At 42.0% G+C, this 20,806-nt stretch carries 19 protein-coding genes, 1 pseudogene and 1 riboswitch; of the genes and pseudogenes, 12 read left to right on the top strand and 8 right to left on the bottom strand.

Annotation, left to right across the window (positions count from 1 at the left end):
* The first annotated feature begins 249 nt into the window (after positions 1-249).
* From mrdA to DPF90_RS05365, 3 genes are all read left to right on the top strand, one after another.
* Positions 250-2,130, top strand: a complete 1,881-nt coding sequence (mrdA, locus tag DPF90_RS05355; RefSeq protein WP_114785445.1) for a penicillin-binding protein 2 — start codon at positions 250-252, stop codon at positions 2,128-2,130.
* 84 nt (positions 2,131-2,214) lie between these two features.
* Positions 2,215-3,852 carry a methyl-accepting chemotaxis protein gene (locus DPF90_RS05360; protein WP_114785301.1) on the top strand — a complete coding sequence of 546 codons (1,638 nt, stop codon included), beginning with the start codon at positions 2,215-2,217 and terminating at the stop codon, positions 3,850-3,852.
* Positions 3,853-4,327: 475 nt separating this feature from the next.
* Positions 4,328-6,205, top strand: coding sequence for a PhoX family protein (locus tag DPF90_RS05365; RefSeq protein ID WP_114785302.1), 1,878 nt, complete (start codon positions 4,328-4,330; stop codon positions 6,203-6,205).
* Between the two features lie 96 nt (positions 6,206-6,301).
* Here the strand turns inward: DPF90_RS05365 and DPF90_RS05370 are convergent, their stop codons facing one another.
* Entirely contained in the window at positions 6,302-7,405 is a 1,104-nt protein-coding gene (locus tag DPF90_RS05370; RefSeq protein WP_114785303.1) for a DSD1 family PLP-dependent enzyme, read from the bottom strand.
* Between the two features lie 280 nt (positions 7,406-7,685).
* Between DPF90_RS05370 and DPF90_RS05375 the strand changes: the two genes are divergently transcribed.
* Entirely contained in the window at positions 7,686-8,135 is a 450-nt protein-coding gene (locus DPF90_RS05375) for a VCBS domain-containing protein (protein ID WP_162813991.1), read from the top strand.
* 13 nt (positions 8,136-8,148) lie between these two features.
* On the opposite strand, the gene DPF90_RS05380 is transcribed toward DPF90_RS05375, so the two are convergent.
* Entirely contained in the window at positions 8,149-8,979 is an 831-nt protein-coding gene (locus DPF90_RS05380) for an HDOD domain-containing protein (RefSeq protein ID WP_114785305.1), read from the bottom strand.
* Positions 8,980-9,104: 125 nt separating this feature from the next.
* Positions 9,105-9,219, top strand: a riboswitch (TPP riboswitch).
* Positions 9,220-9,313: 94 nt separating this feature from the next.
* Between DPF90_RS05380 and thiD the strand changes: the two genes are divergently transcribed.
* Together thiD and DPF90_RS05390 are read left to right on the top strand one after the other, a co-directional pair.
* On the top strand, positions 9,314-10,144 hold the full coding sequence (thiD, locus tag DPF90_RS05385; protein ID WP_114785306.1) for a bifunctional hydroxymethylpyrimidine kinase/phosphomethylpyrimidine kinase: 831 nt from the start codon (positions 9,314-9,316) through the stop codon (positions 10,142-10,144).
* A 207-nt stretch (positions 10,145-10,351) separates the two neighbouring features.
* Positions 10,352-11,098: a phosphatase PAP2 family protein gene (locus tag DPF90_RS05390; protein ID WP_114785446.1), complete on the top strand. Its 747-nt coding sequence runs from the start codon at positions 10,352-10,354 to the stop codon at positions 11,096-11,098.
* A 61-nt stretch (positions 11,099-11,159) separates the two neighbouring features.
* Here the strand turns inward: DPF90_RS05390 and DPF90_RS05395 are convergent, their stop codons facing one another.
* Positions 11,160-11,450 (bottom strand): hypothetical protein, encoded by a 291-nt coding sequence (locus tag DPF90_RS05395; protein WP_114785307.1) that lies wholly within the window; start codon positions 11,448-11,450, stop codon positions 11,160-11,162.
* Between the two features lie 105 nt (positions 11,451-11,555).
* Positions 11,556-12,422, bottom strand: coding sequence for a LysR family transcriptional regulator (locus DPF90_RS05400; protein ID WP_114785308.1), 867 nt, complete (start codon positions 12,420-12,422; stop codon positions 11,556-11,558).
* 100 nt (positions 12,423-12,522) lie between these two features.
* Here DPF90_RS05400 and DPF90_RS05405 point away from each other — a divergent pair, with 100 nt between their 5' ends.
* Positions 12,523-12,894 (top strand): YybH family protein, encoded by a 372-nt coding sequence (locus DPF90_RS05405; protein ID WP_114785309.1) that lies wholly within the window; start codon positions 12,523-12,525, stop codon positions 12,892-12,894.
* 106 nt (positions 12,895-13,000) lie between these two features.
* Here DPF90_RS05405 and DPF90_RS20535 read toward each other — a convergent pair.
* Positions 13,001-13,341: pseudogene (locus DPF90_RS20535) on the bottom strand (GFA family protein); the annotation flags it as partial.
* A 138-nt stretch (positions 13,342-13,479) separates the two neighbouring features.
* Complete coding sequence (locus DPF90_RS05415; protein ID WP_114785310.1) at positions 13,480-13,611, bottom strand: entericidin EcnAB; 132 nt, start codon at positions 13,609-13,611, stop codon at positions 13,480-13,482.
* Between the two features lie 187 nt (positions 13,612-13,798).
* Here DPF90_RS05415 and DPF90_RS05420 point away from each other — a divergent pair, with 187 nt between their 5' ends.
* The 4 genes from DPF90_RS05420 to DPF90_RS05435 all read left to right on the top strand — a co-directional run bounded on the left by DPF90_RS05420 (position 13,799) and on the right by DPF90_RS05435 (position 16,468).
* A complete protein-coding gene (locus DPF90_RS05420) occupies positions 13,799-14,092 on the top strand; it encodes an ArsR/SmtB family transcription factor (protein ID WP_114785311.1) in 294 nt (97 codons plus the stop codon).
* Between the two features lie 27 nt (positions 14,093-14,119).
* Entirely contained in the window at positions 14,120-14,506 is a 387-nt protein-coding gene (locus DPF90_RS05425; protein ID WP_114785312.1) for an MAPEG family protein, read from the top strand.
* A 177-nt stretch (positions 14,507-14,683) separates the two neighbouring features.
* Positions 14,684-16,072 carry an SLC13 family permease gene (locus DPF90_RS05430; RefSeq protein ID WP_114785313.1) on the top strand — a complete coding sequence of 463 codons (1,389 nt, stop codon included), beginning with the start codon at positions 14,684-14,686 and terminating at the stop codon, positions 16,070-16,072.
* Between the two features lie 144 nt (positions 16,073-16,216).
* Entirely contained in the window at positions 16,217-16,468 is a 252-nt protein-coding gene (locus DPF90_RS05435; protein ID WP_114785314.1) for a DUF3081 domain-containing protein, read from the top strand.
* Between the two features lie 38 nt (positions 16,469-16,506).
* On the opposite strand, the gene DPF90_RS05440 is transcribed toward DPF90_RS05435, so the two are convergent.
* Positions 16,507-16,863 carry a MaoP family protein gene (locus DPF90_RS05440; protein WP_114785315.1) on the bottom strand — a complete coding sequence of 119 codons (357 nt, stop codon included), beginning with the start codon at positions 16,861-16,863 and terminating at the stop codon, positions 16,507-16,509.
* A gap of 184 nt (positions 16,864-17,047) precedes the next feature.
* On the opposite strand from DPF90_RS05440, the gene DPF90_RS05445 reads away from it, so the two are divergent.
* Positions 17,048-17,941, top strand: coding sequence for a LysR family transcriptional regulator (locus DPF90_RS05445; protein WP_114785316.1), 894 nt, complete (start codon positions 17,048-17,050; stop codon positions 17,939-17,941).
* 82 nt (positions 17,942-18,023) lie between these two features.
* Here the strand turns inward: DPF90_RS05445 and malT are convergent, their stop codons facing one another.
* The gene (gene malT / locus DPF90_RS05450) at positions 18,024-20,732 is read right to left on the bottom strand and encodes an HTH-type transcriptional regulator MalT (RefSeq protein ID WP_114785317.1); all 2,709 of its coding nucleotides are present in this window, start codon (positions 20,730-20,732) and stop codon (positions 18,024-18,026) included.
* Positions 20,733-20,806: the final 74 nt, after the last annotated feature.

Genomic DNA, 20,806 nt, shown 5'->3' on the forward strand with positions numbered 1-20,806 from the left:
TTTCCTTCTTTTTTCTTTGACCTTGGTATCATAAAGCTGATTGAAGAAGAATATTGCTTGCCAGATCTCTAATGTGAAAGTTATTGGTTTATGCTCTCATCACTGTGACATAGTTAAATACTTCTTACCCTTAATTGTTGACACATTAGACACACAACTTTTACTCAGATTTGTTAAAGTTGGAGCAACGATAATGATGCCTTCCCGTTTTAGGATGGCCGAGTGTTTACCCCTGTTTCTAAAAATTCTATGAAGTTAAATCGATGTACTAATCGTCTGCGCAATTACGATTTTGAACTGACTTTGTTCAAAAGACGAGCTGCAGTCGCTTTTATTGCCATGGTATCTTTATGTTTTGTACTTGTTGCTAATCTATATAAGCTAGAAGTCGACAATTTTTCTTACTACCAAACGCGAGCAAACGACAATAGGATTCAAGTGTTGCCTATTTCGCCTCCTCGAGGCGTAATCTATGACAGAAACGGAAAACCTGTTGCCCAAAACATACCTATTTATGTATTGGAGGTTGTACCGAGTAAAGTCGCTTCTATGAAAGATTCTGCTGATCGCTTGTCGAACTATATCGAGTTATCACCAGAGCAAAAGCAAAAATTAACTCAATTACATCGCTCAAGCCATAAAACACAGACAGTTAAAACCGTTTTAAGTGAAATAGAAATAGCTCAATTCTCTGCCCATCAACATGAATTTCCGGGTTTTAGGGTCAATGCTGAAATGAAACGCTACTATCCCTATGGTGAGTCACTAACCCACATTGTTGGGTACGTAGCGCACATTAATGACCGTGATTTAGAACGTTTAAAAGAAGAGGGGGAGTTGGCTAACTATAGAGCGACAAAAATTATCGGTAAGTTAGGAATTGAACGATACTACGAAAATATTTTGCACGGAAAGCAGGGCTACGAAGAAGTTGAGGTAAATAACCGAGGCCGAGTAATAAGAACGCTTAAATATGTTCCTCCTATTGCGGGCAAAGATCTTGTCCTTAATATTGATGTCGATTTGCAACAGCATGTTTATCAACTTTTGGGCGACAGGCAAGGTAGTGCTGTGGTCCTCGATCCTACTGATAATAGTGTTCTGGCTATGGCTTCCAGTCCTAGTTATGATCCCAATCCATTTGTTGATGGTATCTCCGGAGCGGAATATCGTAAGTTATTGCAAGATCCCCATCATCCCTTACTCAATCGAGCAACCTTAGGTGTATACCCACCTGCATCTACGGTAAAACCCTTCATCGCGATAGCTGGTTTAAGTGAAAAGGTAGTAAGTCCTGATACTGTCCGAAACGATCATGGTCGTTGGCAGATCCCTGGCTCTAAACGTGGTTCCAAGGCTTGGCGAGACTGGAGGCGCTGGGGTCATGGTGATGTCGATGTCACCTTGGCGATTGAAGAATCGGTGGATTCGTTTTTTTATCAAATGGCGTATGACCTAGGCATAGACAGAATATCGGACTGGATGGGGATGTTTGGTTTTGGTCAGAGAACTGGTATTGATATCTTCGAAGAAACTGCGGCGAATATGCCAACTAGAGAGTGGAAGCAACGCAGGCATCATCAGCCATGGTACAAAGGTGATACGGTTCCAATTGGTATTGGGCAAGGATATTGGACGGCGACACCGCTCCAATTGGCTAAAGCTACTTCTGTATTGGTTAATCATGGGGCTGTGACCTCTCCACACATACTCAAAGCTGTGATTGAACATGGGCAGGAGTTTAGTCAAGCTCAGACTGTTGAATACGCAAAAACAAAAGAAATGAATCAAGTGAATGATGCATACTGGGATATTTCTCTTAACGCAATGCGTTTGGTTACTCAAGGTTCCAGAGGTTCAGGGCGCCGTTCATTTAGAGGAGCTAAATACTGCAGTGGAGGTAAATCTGGTACCGCACAGGTCTTTGGCTTAAAAAAAGATGAAGTGTATAACTCCAAAGAGTTAAGTAAACATCTACTCGATCATGGTCTATTTACGGGGTTTGCACCATGTGAAAACCCGAAATATGTTGCCACGGTAGTCATTGAACATGGAAATGGTGGTGCTAGAGTAGGGGCACCATTTATCAGAAAAGTCTTTGATTATTTACTGGTAGAAGAGAAAACATAGTAGTTTGAAGTCATTTGATTTTTGAGATTCTCCCCATATTAAACTAGATTCATATTGTCTGGTCGTTTTCTAGAGAATCATCAAATGAAAAACATTCTATCAAATGTTTCAGTATCCAATCGTTTGTTGGCTATATCCATTATTTTTGTTGTCACTGTCGTTATTATCGCTATGGATGTGATTTCGACGCTTGAAAAAAATAAACAAGATGGAACGGTAATCAATGTTGCGGGTCGACAAAGGATGTTGACTAAAAAGTTTGCCAGTGAAGTGATGCTCACTTTACAAAAACAAAGCCAAGTTACTGCGCCTCAACTGAACTACGAAAATACCATTAAACTCTATGAAACTTCATTGCGTGCATTAAAATCGGGTGGGCAAACCTTCTCTGATTTGTCGATGCAGTCACCCATTATCCTAAAAGAGAGTTCCGCCGTTGATTTTAAAACAAAACTCATCGAAGTTGAGCGGCTCTGGTTCACGCAAAAAATGCTAGCTTTGGATTTGTTGCAGAGCGAAATACGCCCTTCTGATGCGAAAATAGATGCCTTTATGATGGCAAATCACAAAACATTGGCAGCAATGCATCAAGCCGTTCTGAGCTACAACAAATATTCTGATCGAAACATTAGCTCTTTAAAAACGGATATAGTGTTCATTTCTTTGGTCAGTTTAACCCTCACTATGGTACTCCTTTACCTAATCGGCAAAAGCTTGACTCAGCCAATTCACCAGCTTGTGAAGATCACGAGAGAAATTAGCAAAGGTGATTTAAGTGATAACCACTCTGCTGGGTTGGCCAATAAGAGTGAACTTGGCTTTCTGGCGGCCAATATTTTTTCTATGAGACATGCTTTATCCTCAGTGGTTAAAGGCCTAAAAACTAGCGCAGACAGTATTTCACGTTTATCCAATCGGGTTGAGACCTTAGCCCAAGAGGTGGACAGTAGTTATGATGACGAAAAGCGAAAGTATGATGAGATCGCTAAAATCTCCGATGACTTGGTAATGTCGTTTGAGCGTGTTTCTCAAGTGGTTGAAACAACTTTATTGTCGGCGTCTGAAAGCCAAAAGAGTGCTGAGCTTGGTTTAGAGACAATACATAACAATATTAGAGCGGTTGAACTTGCTTCTGCTGAGTCAGAAAAAGTATCGGCTAACGTACAAGAGCTGAGTTTAGTCGCTGAAAAGGTTTATAGCATTATTGATGTCATTCAAGTCATTGCTGAACAAACGAACCTACTTGCTTTGAATGCGGCGATTGAAGCGGCCAGAGCTGGAGAGCAAGGGCGAGGCTTTGCAGTTGTGTCTGACGAAGTACGCATGTTAGCCAGTAAAACAAACCACTCTACAGGTGAAATTAGTCACCTACTTAATGACTTAACTGACAGGGTGAAAGCCTCTGTAGAATCTGTGGCTCAGTTGCAAACAGAAGTCGAGAACAGTAAGAAGTGCAGTAACTATACTGCTGAAAACATAGATCGAATTTCTAACTCTATCTCACTGACCGTTGGTCAGCAGCATGAAATTGCTGCTTTGATTGATGAGCAGTCAAAAAGTATCCATGAACTTAGAGAAGCACAGGGTTACTTATCTAATTTGTTAAAAAATACCAATAAAAAAATTAAAGATAGCTCATTTATCGCGGTGGATATGAATGATATGGCGAAGGGAATTTCCTCTACGTTAGATGATTTTTCTTTATCCGCCAGTGGCCAGTAGTCAGACTTGCTATATGATCGTGACTAGTACTATTTCAAAAGAAAAGCGGGTATGAATACCCGCTTTTAGTAATTTTCTTGATGGTAGGCTCAGGAGTTACTTTTGGGTGCACTTTTGTTTACCTCTTTCCAAAATTGAATACGAATACGGTGCAGTCGGGCTCTTCTCATTTTTTTCATTAAACGTCCTCACTATGAGTATTTTCAGACTATGACGATTGTAAATCAGCTACTTAGTGAACAAATTTAATGTAGTGAGCGATAGAAAAGATCGCCAGAATTCCGAGTTTAGTTTTTCCTCAAATACTGAATTTTATTTAATGAAAGTGAAGTTAAACTCATTTTCATGGAACTGTAATGTAAATCTCACCTCGCCTGATTGCGTATTCCTTACAAAAGAAACAATAGTTTAACTTTGTTGTCATTTTTGCGGTCTATCCTCTCCCAATATTAAAAAAACACACAAGGAGTCAGCAATGAAAAACCAAGAAGAGCAAGAGTCTCAATTTAGTCAAATGGTAGATGCGAGATTATCTCGTCGGCGTTTTTTAACTGGAACGGCTGCTGTTGGAGCAGGCGCTTTTTTATCCCTCAACCCAATTGCTAAAGTGTTTGCAGATAACAAGAAAAGCGTATTACTGAACTTTGATGCCGTTCCTGCCTCTACAAACGACACTTTTATTGTACCTAAAGGTTACAAAGCAACACCTTTGGTTTCCTGGGGGGATCCTCTTTTCGGCGACTCCCCTGCGTTTGATCCAAGTGGAAAGCAAAGATCTCAGGCACAATTAAAGCAGTTTGGTGACAATAATGACGGTATGAGCTTATTTCCTATCACCAAAGATAGAGCAGTCCTTGCGGTTAATAATGAGTATACCAACTATGAATACTTATTTGACCATGGCGGTCAGTCAATGACGGCGGATGATGTGGTTAAGGCTCAAGCGGCACATGGAGTGACGGTATTTGAGATTACATCATCAGGTGGTAAATGGCAGCTAGATAAAAATGGCACGCGCAACCGCCGAATTACCGCAAATACTGAAATGAGATTAACCGGACCTGCGGCTGGACACAGTTTGATGAAGACTAAAATGGATCCCTCTGGAACCAAGCCTCTTGGAACGTTTGCAAATTGCGCCAACGGACAAACCCCGTGGGGAACTTACCTCACTTGTGAAGAGAATTTTGACGGTTATTTTGGCAGCGTTAAAAAAGTGGAATTATCTGATGATCATAAACGCTATGGCATTTCGGCACAGCAAAGTGAATGGCAGTGGCACAATACCGACGAGCGTTTTGATGTTTCATCGAACCCTAATGAGCCATATCGTTTTGGCTGGATTGTTGAAATCGATCCCCATGATCCGACATCGACTCCTCTAAAGAGAACGGCTCTTGGTCGTTTCAAGCATGAGAATGCCGCAGTCGTGGTCAATGATGATGGTCATGTCGTTGTATATATGGGAGATGATGAGCGTGGAGAGCATCTCTATAAATTTGTGTCCAAGAATAAATATCAGCAAGGCAATGACAAACACAACAGAAACTTATTGGAAGAAGGGACTTTGTATGTTGCTAAGTTCGATATGGATGATGACGAACTAAAAGGTCATGGGCAATGGTTAGAGTTGACCTTTGGGAAAAATGGTTTGGATAAAACCAATGGTTTCGGTGACCAAGCGGAAGTGGTTACATTTGCTCGCCGAGCGGCCACTCATGTCGGAGCAACAACCATGGATCGCCCTGAATGGGTTGCCGTTCACCCTGATAAGAAATTTGTCTTTTGTACCCTGACCAATAACAAACATCGAGGTGTCAAAGAGGGACAGCCTGTCGGAGGACCTAACCCGCGTAAAAAGAATCACTATGGGCAGATTATTCGTTGGGCACCATCAAACGGCGATCATACAGCTAAGACATTTACTTGGGATCTTTATCTCATCGCTGGTAATCCAAGTGTGCATAAAGGCAATTTGTATGCGGGAAGTGACAATATTAACACAGGTAATATGTTCAATAGTCCTGATGGTATCGGTTTTGATAAGGCAGGCCGCTTGTGGATTCAAACTGATGGCGATTACTCGAACAAAGGGGATTTTGCTGGACAGGGTAATAACCAAATGCTTTGTGGTGATCCTATGACAGGCGAAGTACGTCGCTTTTTAACAGGACCTATAGCGTGTGAAATCACAGGTTTGACCTTCTCTGAAGATTATAAAACCATGTTTGTAGGCGTTCAGCATCCGGGAGACAGCGGAGCTCCGTCTCACTTCCCTGCTGGTGGGAACAGTAAACCTAGGTCAACTATTATGGCGATTACCCGTGACGATGGCGGTGTGATTGGGGCGTAATCACGTTCGCGCATTTTTGCAAACCAAGAAAAGAAGGAGCAGTGATGCTCCTTCTTTTCTTGGTTGTAAAACAACTAAAAAAATCTTACGTTCGCACTAATCTGAGCGTCCTCGACCAGAAACTTTCCATGTATCCACTACTTGTCCATTTTTCACAACATGCAAATAGTCAAAGTTGTTTAAAGTGGTGTCACAATGGCTAGGGGTTAGCATTAAGGTTTGACCTATATTGAGTGTTTGGTGTGAGTCGATATGCAGTATGCCATGCTCGTCACCGCCACATTGATAGGTGATATCCTGCCTAGTATCGACAGTCGGCATCCCTAGATCGATTGAAAGTGACTTCATACCAGCGTCAATGACGGCGCGGTTTGGTGTTGGGTGACTTATCACTGTGCTAAGTACTTTTAAAGCTGGGGCAAACTGCCGGTTAGCATCCTGATTTTGCTCGTCTCCGATCTTGGTATATGAAGCATCCATAAACAGATACGATCCAGCTTGTATCTCAGTGTAATGCAAACCTTGATAGGCCTGATAAGTACCAGTACCACCCCCGCTGATAATTTGGGGTGTTAGGTTGCGTGGTTTGAGTTCGGTTTCTATGTAGTCAAATAGCTCGGTAACGGCTGTTCGAGCTTGTTTTTGTCTTTCTTCGAAACCTCTAACAAGTTGCAAGTGTCCACTGTATGCTTGTATGCCCGAGTAATTTACTCCTTGGGTATCGACGATTTTCTCAATCAGAGCTAATAAGTCTTGGCCAACCGCGACACCACATCTTTGTTGACCACTTTCCACCTCGATTAGAAGGTTGACTTCTACTTGCGACTGCTTGGCTAATTTAGCAATACTCTCAACGTGCAAGGGGTGGTCGATGACTTGATATAGCTTTGCTTTAGGGTATTGAGTATGGAGCTTAATTAGACGCTGGACTTTGTTATCCCCTGCAATAGGCGTGGTGATAAGAATGTCTTCAATACCACCTTCGAGCATGATTTCAGCTTCACCGAGTTTAGAAGTACATATTCCTTTTGCACCGAAATCAATCTGTTTTCGTGCTAGCTGAGGGATTTTATGTGCCTTAGTATGAGGCCTGAGTGTTAAGCCAAGATGATCAATTCTACGTTGCATTTCTGTCAGGTTGTTCTCGACAGTGTCTATGTCAATGAACAAGGCTGGTGTATCTAGGTTTTCTAGTTTCATAGTCTGATATTTCTTATTTTATCGCATTTTGGGGAACATAGGATTTGTTGTTATGGCGTGGTTTTGCCTAATATTAAACTATCGCCCTTTATTGCCGTTAACATATTAGTAACCTTATTTTGTTTTGCGACTCATTTTGAAAGCGAGATTGTGTTAATAATGCCACATCAGCTATTTATTTGAACAGTAATAGCTTTTCCGAATTTATGATGGATTGATTTATGGCACACCGCTTGCGTTATTGAGATTATTCATGCACTTTGAATCACAGGAGGCGGTTATGGCTCATTCCCTTAATTCTCAGGCTGGCCACCGTAGTGTCAACATCTTTAGCCTACGTATGTTTGCTGACAACAAGTCACATCACCCTGAAGTTGAGAAATATGACGCAAAGTATGATGATCGTTCCCAAAGTAACGGCTTTCCATTGCTGGTTGATTCAGGCGTGTTTGAGTTTCCGGAACAAGTCTGTCCTTATACCAAGTTTGATACGGACAGTGTGATTGCAGAGAAAGACACATTAGGCTCTCTGACCATAGATTGTCATGGCCGGTGGTGCTACTCAGTGTATAACATCAAGATGCAATTTCTAAAACTCGGTGAGAAGAAAATGGAGCAGTTTTCTGTTTGCACCGAGCAAGGCCAGCAATTCACAGTTTTTTTGACTCTGATTGGGAGTCAAGGCGGTGCTATGGTTGATAAAGTAACAACGGAAACCTCTGCGTTCTAGCTTTGAGGTCTGATTAGGCGGCATTGAGTTGTGCCGCCAGCTCACGGCCACTTCCACGAAACTTGTCTATTGTCGCTGAAAATTCAGCGGGTATTTGTAGAAGTCTAGAATCTGGATGCTCATTGATGTATCTCATTTTAGACTCATCGGTTATGAGTTCATCCCAATCTCTATTTATTGTGCGCGCCAAGTGAATGGTTGTGGCCATTTGAGGAGATAATTCAGCGTCTCTTGGTTCATGGAAGTTTGCGATAGCATCAACCATAGGCGCAGGAAAGCGCCATGATCTTGCTAATTTCGCACCTAATGCTGGAGCGCTGATATTTAGCAACTCTTCTTGGACAGATATGGCGTCTTCTCCATTTTGTGCTCGGGTTGCTATTTGTATAGCGGCCTCAGGTACTAATGTGTGAATCATGAGTTCGCCGATATTATGTAGGATGCCCGTAGTAAAAACTTCGTGAGGGTCCACTTTCATTTGTTCAGCAATTTTACTCGCAATGACGGACACTTCAAAAGTGTCTATCCAGTATTGATTGAGATCTAATGTTTTTACTTTAGGAAAGGCACTCGACAATACAGAGGCAACGACTAATGTTCTTATCGGCCCTGTTCCCACACGTAATAGTGCTTGATGAACGGAAGATACGGGCGTATTCCCACCAAAGTGAGCAGAGTTAGCCATGCGCAAAAGCCTTGCGCTAAGCACCTGATCAGTTGATATTTTGTGTGAGAGTTGCTCGAAATCCACTTCATCTTCATTCACCATGTTGAGCAAATCTTGAAGTACTTTTTGAATGCGAGGCAGTTCGTTGATACGAGATAAAAGAGCTTCTTGCGCCATGTATAAAACCTATTAGCCTATGAGAGCCATTACTATAGGATAGCATGTTGGTGTGATGCCTGAGACGTACGTTGGTACAATAAAGTTTGGGGTGTTAGAGAACTCGATTTCTTGCTAGCATTGAATTTAAATAGTCGGGGAGCTTATATGGACTGGTGCCTTATAAGCTGAGATCGCATTGCGGGACCCGTCGAACCTGATTCAGTTAATACTGGCGTAGGGAACTATTTGCACGGGCGCGTAAGCGACACCTGTTCTCACTTTGCTCACTTATATTGTGTTAAGTGGCTGTGATTGGCAAAGCGTTTCTTTACTTCCAGTACAAGGAGCTATTATGCCAAACCAAGACCTCATCCCTCCAGTCGTATTAACCATTGCGGGTTCTGATAGTAGTGGAGGCGCTGGTATTCAGGCTGATATTAAAGCCATCTCCGCAACTGGTAGTTATGCTTGTTCTGTTATTACGGCGATTACTGCTCAAAATACACTTGGTGTTTCTGCTATTCATCCGACACCACTTCAGCTCATTGAAAGTCAGCTAGATGCGGTATTTAGTGATCTTGAGGTTGCCGCTGTTAAAGTAGGAATGCTTGTGGACTCAAGCGTAATCAAGTTAGTTGTGGATAAACTTAAGCAATATCAACCCCAATACTTAGTTGTTGATCCTGTGATGGTTTCGACCAGTGGACAATTACTTACAGAAGATTCTTCAGTTAGTACATTAAGAGAGGAATTGCTGCCGATGGCCGATTTAGTTACCCCTAACTTGCCAGAGGGAGCAGTGCTTATTGGAAAAGGTGAGCCTAAGGATACACACCAGGTAGAGAGTATGATCGAGCCATTGCGTCAACTTGAGTGTGAGGCTGTGCTTTTAAAAGGCGGACATATGGAAACTTCATCAAATAGTTCCGATTTACTGATTCTACCTAATCGTATCGAGTGGTTGCATTCGAGACGTTATTCAACCCGCAATACACATGGTACAGGGTGTACACTATCTTCTGCTATTGCGTCTTATTTGGCTCAGGGTTATCGATTACATAAAGCTATATATTTGGCAAAACAGTATATCACGCAAGCCATTGCTCACGCCGAATTGCTTAATGTTGGGCAGGGAAGAGGGCCTGTTCATCACTTTTTTGATGGTCATGCCAATGTTCGTTGATATGCGGTTACCCTTAGTGTTCATCTAGGAACTGGCTCAGCAGCAACAGGCTATTGGTCCTAAGTTATTGAGCAATATAATGCTACTGTGTGATGGCTTTAACATGTTAGTGCGAACTTTCACTGATTTGACATTGATCTGATAAATTGTCCTTAGTGCATCGATTAATATTTTGCCTCTTCAAGATTTCGATGCGGAGTATAGGTGGTGAAGCATTCTTTATCTAGCAATCAATATTATGTGACACTTCTGGTCTTATTTTTTCTTGGAATAATGGCGCTAAGTGTCTTTGTTAATGATATTGATTTACTCAGCTCTGTGTCAGTCCCTGTAGGTATTAGCGCAACTGCCCTAACGTTTTCTGCGGGCCCCAAAGGCTTTGTTATTTCGCTTATGGTTATGTTATCTATTTCTTGGAAACTCATTCCAACACGTTCCGAGCGGGTCAAAAAAGTAGTGCACCTAGGGTTGATACTTGTTCTAGGCTTTGTTTGTAAATCGGCCCTTAAACAGCTGACTGAAATCCCTAGGCCATACACTGAAGTCTTAACTCAAAATCTTTTGATCCCCCAGCCATCGCATTTCTATAACCTAAGTTCGCTGCAGAAAAATGAGGTGATAGCAGAGATGGGGGGTATAGTGAGTGGTTGGAGAACGTCTCAATGGCAGGGAGAGAGAGATTACTCATTTCCTTCAGGACACACTATTTTCGCTGCTGTTTGTTTGGCATTTTTTGGTAATGTATTTCTCCGAAATGGTCGTTACTTGCTCACTCTGGCAATAAGTGCTTGGGCCATGGGAGTAGCATACAGTCGATTATGGTTTGGAATGCACAGGCCTATAGATCTTTTAGGCTCTGTGGTTTTTGTTTTGATGATCTACCTGTTCGCTGACAAGTTGGAACGTTTGAGTGATAAAATTCTGAGCTGGTGCCTTAAAGCGAAATTGGGATAGAGGTCTGGGAGAAAGAAACTGTCAGGAAAAATACAAGGCTTCCCAACAGTTACACTTTACGTTATAGATTTCGCATAAGTATCTCGTACTCTTCATTAGCTTTCGATATGAGGAGGTAAAGCTCTATCGCGTCCTTGTCATCAAGATCGAGTTGCCACTGGTTTTGTGCTTCCTTGCCTTTTAAGCGTGTCTTGCCTGCTAGTTTTTCAAAGCTTACGTTGCAAAGCTCTGTTTGGTGATGTTCTTTGTTCTCAATAATATCAACATCTAATAGCCCAGTCGGGTTTACCTCGATATGTGCATGAAAGTGATTTTTATCTTGCAGTTCGTAGTCTCTGAATGTTGAAATCATCGTAAATTCCCCCTAGCAATTTATTGATGAGTTTTTCAATTGTAGGACAGTGTTTCGCGTGTGGTCACAAATAATCTCGAAGCTTGATCTTGGTTAAACAGGTGTTCAAAATTCCGTCACGGATTTCAGTCTTTTTTCGATTGCATCGATCGCATGAACGACAGCTGCTGGTGGAGATTTTGAATAGGGATGAAGCGCATAGACATTGTTTATTGCTAGATAATGATCTTTAAAACAAGGCTCTATATCAGAATATTGAGTAAGTAAAAAATCTGGCAATAAACCAATCCCCATGTTGTGTTGAATAAGACTAGCTACTTGATTGACGCTGTTTGCTCTGTGGTGGGACGTGTAGCTCAGTTCTATAGTCGATGCGCTTTGTTTGTTATGCAGGGTATGAACTACTTCTTTGGTCTGCCAGTGGTTTGCGATGTAATTTGCGTCACTGGGCGACTCAAGGCTGTGCGTTGATTGGCAGAGTATGTCTTGAAAGCGGCCAATTCTTTTTTGTTTTATGTGACTATTTGGGGACTCTCCAACTCGAATGGCAATGTCGATATCGTGCTGAAGCAAATCTAATTGTCTATCGTCGGCGATCAAGTGCAGTGATACCTTGGGATACAGGGCAAATGCATCACTTAAAGCTGGAATGACTATGCTATCCATCAGGGCGACCGGTGCGGTTACCGATACTTTCCCTTGCTGTTGATGTTGGAGTTGGTGTATGTCCTCCCATGCTCGCGACATCACATCATTTAATGCGACACAGTGCTGATAGAATTGTTCTCCAGCCAGAGTCAGTGATTGTCTTCGCGTTGTTCTCTTAAGTAAATCGACATTGAGTTCATTCTCTAGATGCTTAAGGTGATTACTAAGTACAGACTTTGATAGCTCAAGCCTCTCAGCTGCCTTCGAAATAGAGCCTGAGTCTACAATCGTTTTGAAGATCAACATTTGCTTGTGTTTATTCATTATTGTTCTCTTTTTATAAACAGTGTTTTCTAATTTGTTTGTTTTTCCATGTTAAAACTAGAAATACACTGCTCTCATCAAACTAGCAAGGAGAATTACAATGAAACCATCAATTTTGACATTATGTAACTTGGGTAGTGAAGGGTGGAAAACGGCATTTAATCAAAAAGATGCCAAGGGATGTGCTGAGCAATATACTCATGATGCAGTTATGGTCGCTAAGCCTTTTGGTATCTTTGAAGGTCGTGAGCAAATACTTAAATTTTGGCAAGGCATCATAGATCAAGGTTTTTCTGATGTGGCTTACAGCGACATTCAATGGGAGCAAGTCGATGATAAAAGCTTTGCATTGTCTTCGCGTTGGATCATGAACAAAGCCTATGGCGTTGTTCATAAAGAAGTATGGACCTTATGCGAGGATGGGGCTGCGCGTTTGTCTTTTGATGAATTTGAAGTGTTAGGGGAAAGATAGTAATGCTAACGGGGTTTATCCCCGTTGTAGTATCGAAGAGCGACGAGTTTGGCTAACATGACCTGCGCCCACAATATTTATTTTCATACTGGTTTCCATACACTTACTATCTTCTCGATGGTTCATGCCCTTCATAGACTGGCAGGGTTGTTTCTAGTTCTTCCCAATTTCCTTTTGACGTGATGAAATTATGAGATATTGGCCTTTCGACTATATCAGTATCGATAGCCCTTAAACGGACTCTCACTTTGTCTGGCTTGGTTGAATTTGAGCTATAAATGGGTGCACCACATGTTAAACAAAAATACTTTCGCTTACCTAAGCTACTTTCATAGTAAGTAAGAGTACTTTTTTATCATTGAGCTAAAGATCGGATTTATTCACATAACCATTGGTTGCAAACGCGCTACCACTTGCTTTTCGGCATAGTGAACAATGGCAATAAATAGGGAGAAACTCAATTTATAATCAATGGTTTAATCACAGTGGTCAAACTTTGGCGGCAAAAGCATGTTAACCAATCTGGCTGACAAGCTAAAGCAGATATGTGCTCAACATAGGAGAAGGTTGTGAATACGAAAGAGGTTAGTCTTCTGTCGCTTCATGGATCGCTTGCTTGGTATCTTCCCATACTTTAGATGAGTCATCTTTTACTCCTTGCCACGTATTTGAGCAGCCAGCAATTAGTAATATCAGAGCGATAAATGCGATTCTCATGTTTTGTCCTCAGTTAGATTGCTTGTTGTTAACTGTATCAAAAATGATGCAGCTAAACAGGTTTTTGCTCTTGCTTTGTGCTCCAGTGTGAGTCATATGCATCAAGAAAGTGAATAATCTAGCTGTGTTAACTGAAATCGGTTTATACTTCGACTGTTGTAGAAATGCTTGTGTTTAGGAGCAATGAATGAAACTTGAGGAAGTGGCAAAGGCACTCAAAGAGCTTGGACACCCTACTCGCTTATCGATTTATAAATGTGTTGTCAAAGCGGGTAAGAAAGGCGTATCTGTCGGTACTATCCAAGATATGCTAGAAATTCCAGGTTCGACTCTTTCTCATCATATTTCGAGCCTAGCCTCGGCAAAGTTGATTACCCAGCGACGAGAGGGGCGAATACTCTATTGTGTGGCCGAGTACCAAAATCTCTCTGAGGTAATTTGTTTTCTTCAGGCTGAATGCTGTATCAATGAATCTTGTTAACAACCCCCGTTCATATAGGAGAAATGCATGATTTCAGCTTTTTATGCTTCGATATTAGCTGGATTAATGATCTGGCTTTCGTTTCAAGTTATCAAACAGCGTCGTAGTGCTAAAGTCGCGTATGCAGATGGTGGTGTCAGTGCGCTGCAAGTGGCTCGGAGTGCGCACGGTAATGCAGTTGATTACATTCCAATCACTTTAATTTTATTAATTTTGGTTGAGTATAATGGTGCTAGTTCGTGGATGATTCATGCCATCGGTAGTTTGTTTTTTGTGGGTCGGATAATACACGCTAGGGCTATTTTGGCAGAAAACTTAAAAGGTCGAGTTCAAGGTATGAAGCTTACTTTTCTGTCGATGGTACTACTGGTGGTGCTCAATATGGTGTACTTGCCATACAGTCAGTTATGGTAGAGGCGCTGAGTGAACGCAGTTTGTAGTCTGCTTTGGTTTTTATAAACCTTCTATTATCGTTCTTTACCGGTTTTATGTTTTGAGACAGTTAACGTTTTTATAACAAAAAAACTCTTTTCCTCACTTTATATGGGATCATTTGGTGTGTCGCCTTAGCCTGATGAGGAAATATTATAAATGAATCGAAACGATAACGTCCCTTTGCCTACCAATACCAGTGAGTGGCTGTTTAATCGTAACAGCCTTATTGTTCTTGCTAATGTTGCCTTATTTATCACTTTATACTTCACTTTACCTTTTGAGCCTCAAGTCGTATTAGGCCTGAGTATGCTCACGTTTATTGGTATTCTTTGGCTAACTGAAGCGCTACATGTCACTGTTACCGCAATTCTTGTTCCTATTTTGGCTGTCTTATTTGGTATTTTTGATACCCAGACCGCACTCAATAACTTCTCAAATTCGATAATCTTTCTGTTTCTAGGAGGCTTTGCACTTGCAGCGGCAATGCATCGTCAGGGATTAGATAAGGTCATTGCAGATAAAGTGTTAGTTATCGCTAGAGGTAAGATGAGCACAGCTGTTTTTATGCTTTTTGGGGTTACGGCAGGGCTGTCTATGTGGATCAGTAACACAGCGACAACGGCCATGATGCTGCCGCTAGTTTTAGGCGTGCTGAGTAAGGTGAATTCTCAAAGTGGTCATAAAACCTATGTGTTTGTTTTGTTGGGTACGGCGTATAGCGCGAGTATTGGCGGAATTGCGACTGTTGTGGGTAGCCCACCAAATGCCATAGCAGCGGCAGAAGTCGGTCTGAGTTTTACCGATTGGATGAGTTTTGGTTTACCAACTTCGTTGTTACTTTTACCGATTGCTATCGCAGTGCTGTTTTATGTATTAAAACCTAATTTGTCAGGTGAGTTTGAATTGGACCATGCGCCCATTGAGTGGGATAAAGGAAAAGTGGTCACCTTGGCAATTTTCGCATTGACAGTGTGTCTATGGATTTTTAGTAAGCCTATTAATGCCGTGATCGGAGGTTATGCTAAGTTCGACACTATTGTTGCTTTATGTGCGGTTATTGCGGTTAACTTTGCTCGTGTTGTTCATTGGAAAGATATCGAGAAAACAGCGGATTGGGGGGTATTACTACTGTTTGGTGGTGGTATTTGCTTGAGTAACGTGCTCAAAGCTACCGGAACCAGTGTTTTTCTTGCCAATGAACTGAGCGAGCTGATTTCACACATGGGTATTGTTGTCGTTGTCGCTATCATTGCAGCTTTCGTCGTGTTTCTTACTGAATTTGCGAGTAATACTGCCAGTGCCGCTTTGCTTATCCCAATTTTTGCCAGTGTCGCTGAAGCGTTCGGATTATCACCGATTGTGCTATCCGTATTGATAGCGGTTGCGGCTTCTTGTGCCTTTATGCTTCCAGTGGCGACACCACCTAATGCAATTGTGTTTGGCTCTGGTCATATCAAACAGAGTGAGATGATGCGGGTTGGTTTCATTCTTAACCTGGTTTGTGTACTTCTACTTACACTGATAGCAACCATTTTATGGATCTGATCCACCGAATCACTTTTCCATCCTGATCGGATTTCTTAGTGTCATAGTATGAAGTTTATCTGCTTTTGATTTGAATCAAGGTTTGAGATGGCGAAAGCAGCAGATGCTATGCATACTAAACTGGTGAGATAAGGAGATGTCAGGATGAAAAATGAACTGGATCTAACAAAAGTTCTGCACGCTTATGAAACGGTCGTAGCAAAAGGAACACCGACTGAACACGGTAAAATGTATGAGGGGATAGAAGCCTTCTCAGACTACGATGGCTATAGCATTTATTTGCGTGGTAATGGAGTAGAGCTTAAAGTGGGTTTTCATAACACATACCATCTTGATTACGATCAAGAGCATCTGCGCGACAGCTTTCTTAAGAAAGTCTCCATGTTGGCCAAGTAGTCGAAAGCCCCTTATGTAAAGGGGCTTTTAATATCCACTTAATCTTCTTCTACTAAGGTCCCGTCATTTGAGTAATCTTCCACAGTTTCAGGTTTGCTCCGGCCATTCAATGTGTGGAAACGTTTCCTACCTCGAGCAAGCTGAACGTATTTTAGCCATACACGTTCTAGTTTAGACTTGGCTTTTGAGGGGGTTTCTAACACTTTGATAAAGTGCTTCTCCTCTAGATTATCAGGCTCTATTGTTCCTGTTTCTAGCCCCTGCATGGTATCGCCGTACAGGGTTAGGATTTCTTCTTCAGCCAGTGTAAAGTCACCAGATTTGGCAAAGCCGCGGGGAAACTTTTCATTGTCAAAAAAACGTTTTTTGCCATGACGAAAGAGAGTGTCAGACATATCAGGTCGCCTCTGTTACCATATTTAGTTGAACTAAAACGAAAAGTAGGCCTAAATTTCATAAAAGAAAAACAAAACCTTTTTATCGTATCCATTAAACACTTTTATTAAAGGTGTGAATCGGTTTATCTTGTAGAAATTATGTTGAACCCGTAAAGATGGTTGATTCCAATCGAGGTCTTTCATGGATGTTAAAGTTTTTAAGACATTTTTAGAATTGGCTAATGTGCGTCACTTTGGGCGTGCTGCAGAGAATTTGTACATTACTCAGGCAGCTGTTAGTGCACGTATCAAGCAACTTGAAAATTACTTTGATACACAGCTTTTCATTCGAAACAGAAACAATATCAAGTTAACGTCCTCTGGTGAACGTTTGGTAAGTTATGCTGAGGTTATGGTTGCGACGCTTCAGCAGGCTAAATTGGAGCTGTCTCTTGAAAGCGGCAAAGCGCTTCAGTTAACTATGGGCGGGACGCCCAATGTGTGGGATGCATACTTGCAAAACTGTTTGAGTGTAGTGACTGATTCATTCGGTGGTTATGGATTTATGGCTGAAGTGATGGGGCGAGAGTCTCTTAATCGTAGTTTGCAAGAGCGAACCTTGGACATGGCCTTTGCATTCGATCAAATTAAGGCCGATGAACTTTACTGTAAGCGAGTGGCAGACATAGTTTTGGTGCTGGTGTCTACCGATGAGCATCACATTGGTAGTGTTTTTGAAGACAAATACGTGTACGTCGATTGGGGAACCAAATTTGCCTCAGAACATGCGGGAAGACACCCTAAGATCCCAGCGCCGTACCTAAGAACATCAACGGCTCGTATTGCGCTTGATTTTATATTGGAAAAAGGGGGGAGTGCTTACTTACCCACTTCCCTCGTCGAGCCTTTTATTACCAGCGGACAGCTTTTTAAAGTTACTGGCGTTGATGATTGGAACCGACCCATTTATCTGAGTTATCGCAAAGCGAGCTCGTCGATTGAAGCTATTGAGCAGGTCGAAGAACTGGTGAGAGATATAGACCCCACGACGGCTTATTCACTGCAACAAATGGCAGATTTGCCTATGGATGAGTAAGCTTGCTCATATAACTTATTTTTAGGGAGAGTTTGCTTTAAAACAGACTCTCCCTACTTCATTGAGATAGACTTTTAAAAACTCAATAGCCCATTAGCTGCAATAAGCTTTCGGCAGTAGTAATGGCTTCTTTACGGTTAGCAATGGCAAGCTTTTGATAAAGGTTACGGATATGAGTTTTGATCGTTGTTCCTGCAACATCGAGCTCTTGAGCGATTTGCTCATTGCTAAATCCCGAATAGATTAACCCAAGCACCTGCCATTCGCGCTGAGTCAGTGGGCTGGTGCGTACTAGTTCAGGTACACTAGGATGATGGATTAATTTATCAACAAAATCTTCATCGAAATGCACAGAACGACTTCGCTGACTACTTGCTATCTCCTTGAGTAACTGTTTAGCACGGTGACGCTCAAGATCGCTGAGCTCATTATTATTGACCAAATCATCTAAAACCGATCCAACTTGGGTCCCTTCAATAAGGAAGTTACCAAGAATTCCTGTCTGGTTAGTCAGCTCCAAGGCTTGTTTTAGCAATAATTTTGCCCTTGTCTCATCGTTTTGAGCGGTTGCAAGGACAGTTTCAATAATTAAGTTACGATTGTTATCTGTCACCAAATGATAGGCATTTGCTTCATGTTGCAAAAAGTTTAGGGTTTCTGAAGCTTGATCGAGCATACCTAAGTTTATTTGGGCTCGGGCAATGTTTCTCCATTGAAGCTGAGTGAAATGATTGCAAGCCTGTCCAGGCTGTGAGGTAGTATCCAGCCAGTGCTGCATAGATGGCATATCATCTCTCGCTTGCCAAAATAGAATCAGTGATAACGAGGCGTTAGCCATCCAGTCGACATGATAAGTAGATTGTTGGAGTAAATGTAGGATGTTATCGATGAACTTGTTGGCTTTATCGAGCTCGCCTCTAGCTATTGAGATGCGGGCAAGCATTGAATAGCAATGCAGATGCTTACTTGGACTTGCATCGCCAAGAACCTTAAGACCTTTGTAGGAGCACTCTTCGGCTTCATCGAGTCGATTCCAGCACCAGAATACTTGTGCTCGAAGGCGTAGGAGAAATTCGTGCATTGGTACCTGTTGTAATTGGTGTTCTTCTACCAATCTAAAAGCACTCTCTTGTACTTCGAATGCGGCTTGCACATACCCCTGAGCAATGAGTATTTCGCTTTGTTGAAGCATTGCCCAAAGTGCTTGATGGTAAACTTGATACTGCCGAGCCAGTTTCTCTGTTTGTTGCATCATAGGCAGTGCTCTGCTTAGATGTCCTAAAACATGGTTAACTTCACCTATTACAGAAGTAGCGACAATTCGGCTGCGATATTCATTGTTATCGAGTTGTCCAAGAGACAGCTCAGCGAGTTTTAACGCTTTCTCAGGTTCATTTTGATTAATGGCTACTTGGGCACGTAAGGCATTCAACTCTCCCATTTGTTGAGTATTCAGAGATACATTAAGCGCTTTCATTTGTTCATCAGCTAGGGATAACAAATGACCGACATCATTATATCTGTGTTGGCTTTGGGCGAGCCAAGCTTGAAGCATACATAACTTAGGTTGGCTGTATAGCTGTGTTTGGGACAGAGTATTCATTGCTTCTTCTAGTGTTTGAAGCTCTCCAGAATTAAACATTTCCCAGCCATATTTGCACAGGATCTCTGCAGTGAGGTCTAGATTACCTGCCTTTTGAATGTGGTAGAGCGCTTGATGAGGTGATGACAGTTTTAACCATGCCTGTGCTGCGGTTTGATGCAGATCTTCAACTTGGTGAGGTATACGTGCTGCGCGCTCATGGGCAAGAAATTCAGCGAATAAATTGTGAAAGCGAAACCAGTTTTGCTCCCCTTCTAGTGGATGTATAAACAAACCATAGCGATTGAGAGACTCGATAATATGTAAGGCATCTTTTCTTTGCGTAAGCTCGCTTGCTAAGACATCATTAAAATGATCAAGAACCGAGCATTGCAACAAAAATTGGCGTGTGTCTGTATCAAGTTGCTCGAAGACTTCCTCAACCAAATAATCCCACAGATGGCTATGATTAAATTGTGAGTAGGATTCAAGTGACTGAGCTAGACTCTTGTGTTGACTCTGTGTTTGAAGAGCGATGAGTTGTATAGCTGATGGCCAACCTTCTACGTAGTCACGTATGTTACTCACGACAACATTATCGACATTCCCTGATATTCGAGCACTGAAAAAGCGGTTGGTTTCCTCATAGTCAAAAGCGAGAAACTCATGACCAATTTCTATCATTAAATCACGAACCCTCAGATTTGCCGTGCCAATAGGTGGCGTCGATCGGCTGGTAACAACCAAAGTAAGGTTGTCGGGCATGTGTTTGAGCAAAAATCGCAATGCTGCGTGGATTTCAGTGTTAGAAATGAGATGAAAATCATCAAGAACGAGATAACACTCTTGGTTACAATGCACAAGTTCAGAACAGACTTGGCTAAATAGCGAATCAAGAGAAGAGAACTGCCTCTTCTCGGCGAGTTTTTGTGAAACAGAGCAAGTGTTATGAGTTGCTTTATTTAACGCTTTTAGTAAATAGTTGACGAAGCGAAAGGCGTCGTTGTCGCTTTCATCAATGTTATACCAGCCGACATGTGACTTATCGATTAACCACTGCGAGGCCATTGTCGTCTTTCCGTATCCTGCGGGAGAGCGGAAAAGTATCAACTTGTAGCAGTGTGCGTTATGCAGCAAATCGAGAACTCGCGGTCGAGTTATCGCATGGTGTAAACGACCTGGGCGAGTTAGCTTAGAAGGAATCCACATCTTTTTTCCCCTGTGCTCTGATAATCATAACAAGGATGTATCTTTGGAGCTCGTCTGATAATGACATCGATGTT

Origin of the sequence: Vibrio tetraodonis (genome assembly GCF_003350295.1) — a bacterium.
Taxonomy (GTDB): Bacteria; Pseudomonadota; Gammaproteobacteria; order Enterobacterales; family Vibrionaceae; genus Vibrio; species Vibrio tetraodonis.

Bases quoted from the DNA above. Each gene is read 5' to 3' on its own strand.
- mrdA (WP_114785445.1), top strand. From the start codon at position 250: ATGAAGTTAAATCGATGTACTAATCGTCTGCGCAATTACGATTTTGAA.
- DPF90_RS05360 (WP_114785301.1), top strand. From the start codon at position 2,215: ATGAAAAACATTCTATCAAATGTTTCAGTATCCAATCGTTTGTTGGCT.
- DPF90_RS05365 (WP_114785302.1), top strand. From the start codon at position 4,328: ATGAAAAACCAAGAAGAGCAAGAGTCTCAATTTAGTCAAATGGTAGAT.
- DPF90_RS05370 (WP_114785303.1), bottom strand. From the start codon at position 7,405: ATGAAACTAGAAAACCTAGATACACCAGCCTTGTTCATTGACATAGAC.
- DPF90_RS05375 (WP_162813991.1), top strand. From the start codon at position 7,686: ATGGCTCATTCCCTTAATTCTCAGGCTGGCCACCGTAGTGTCAACATC.
- DPF90_RS05380 (WP_114785305.1), bottom strand. From the start codon at position 8,979: ATGGCGCAAGAAGCTCTTTTATCTCGTATCAACGAACTGCCTCGCATT.
- thiD (WP_114785306.1), top strand. From the start codon at position 9,314: ATGCCAAACCAAGACCTCATCCCTCCAGTCGTATTAACCATTGCGGGT.
- DPF90_RS05395 (WP_114785307.1), bottom strand. From the start codon at position 11,450: ATGATTTCAACATTCAGAGACTACGAACTGCAAGATAAAAATCACTTT.
- DPF90_RS05400 (WP_114785308.1), bottom strand. From the start codon at position 12,422: ATGAATAAACACAAGCAAATGTTGATCTTCAAAACGATTGTAGACTCA.
- DPF90_RS05405 (WP_114785309.1), top strand. From the start codon at position 12,523: ATGAAACCATCAATTTTGACATTATGTAACTTGGGTAGTGAAGGGTGG.
- DPF90_RS05415 (WP_114785310.1), bottom strand. From the start codon at position 13,611: ATGAGAATCGCATTTATCGCTCTGATATTACTAATTGCTGGCTGCTCA.
- DPF90_RS05420 (WP_114785311.1), top strand. From the start codon at position 13,799: ATGAAACTTGAGGAAGTGGCAAAGGCACTCAAAGAGCTTGGACACCCT.
- DPF90_RS05425 (WP_114785312.1), top strand. From the start codon at position 14,120: ATGATTTCAGCTTTTTATGCTTCGATATTAGCTGGATTAATGATCTGG.
- DPF90_RS05430 (WP_114785313.1), top strand. From the start codon at position 14,684: ATGAATCGAAACGATAACGTCCCTTTGCCTACCAATACCAGTGAGTGG.
- DPF90_RS05435 (WP_114785314.1), top strand. From the start codon at position 16,217: ATGAAAAATGAACTGGATCTAACAAAAGTTCTGCACGCTTATGAAACG.
- DPF90_RS05440 (WP_114785315.1), bottom strand. From the start codon at position 16,863: ATGTCTGACACTCTCTTTCGTCATGGCAAAAAACGTTTTTTTGACAAT.
- DPF90_RS05445 (WP_114785316.1), top strand. From the start codon at position 17,048: ATGGATGTTAAAGTTTTTAAGACATTTTTAGAATTGGCTAATGTGCGT.
- malT (WP_114785317.1), bottom strand. From the start codon at position 20,732: ATGTGGATTCCTTCTAAGCTAACTCGCCCAGGTCGTTTACACCATGCG.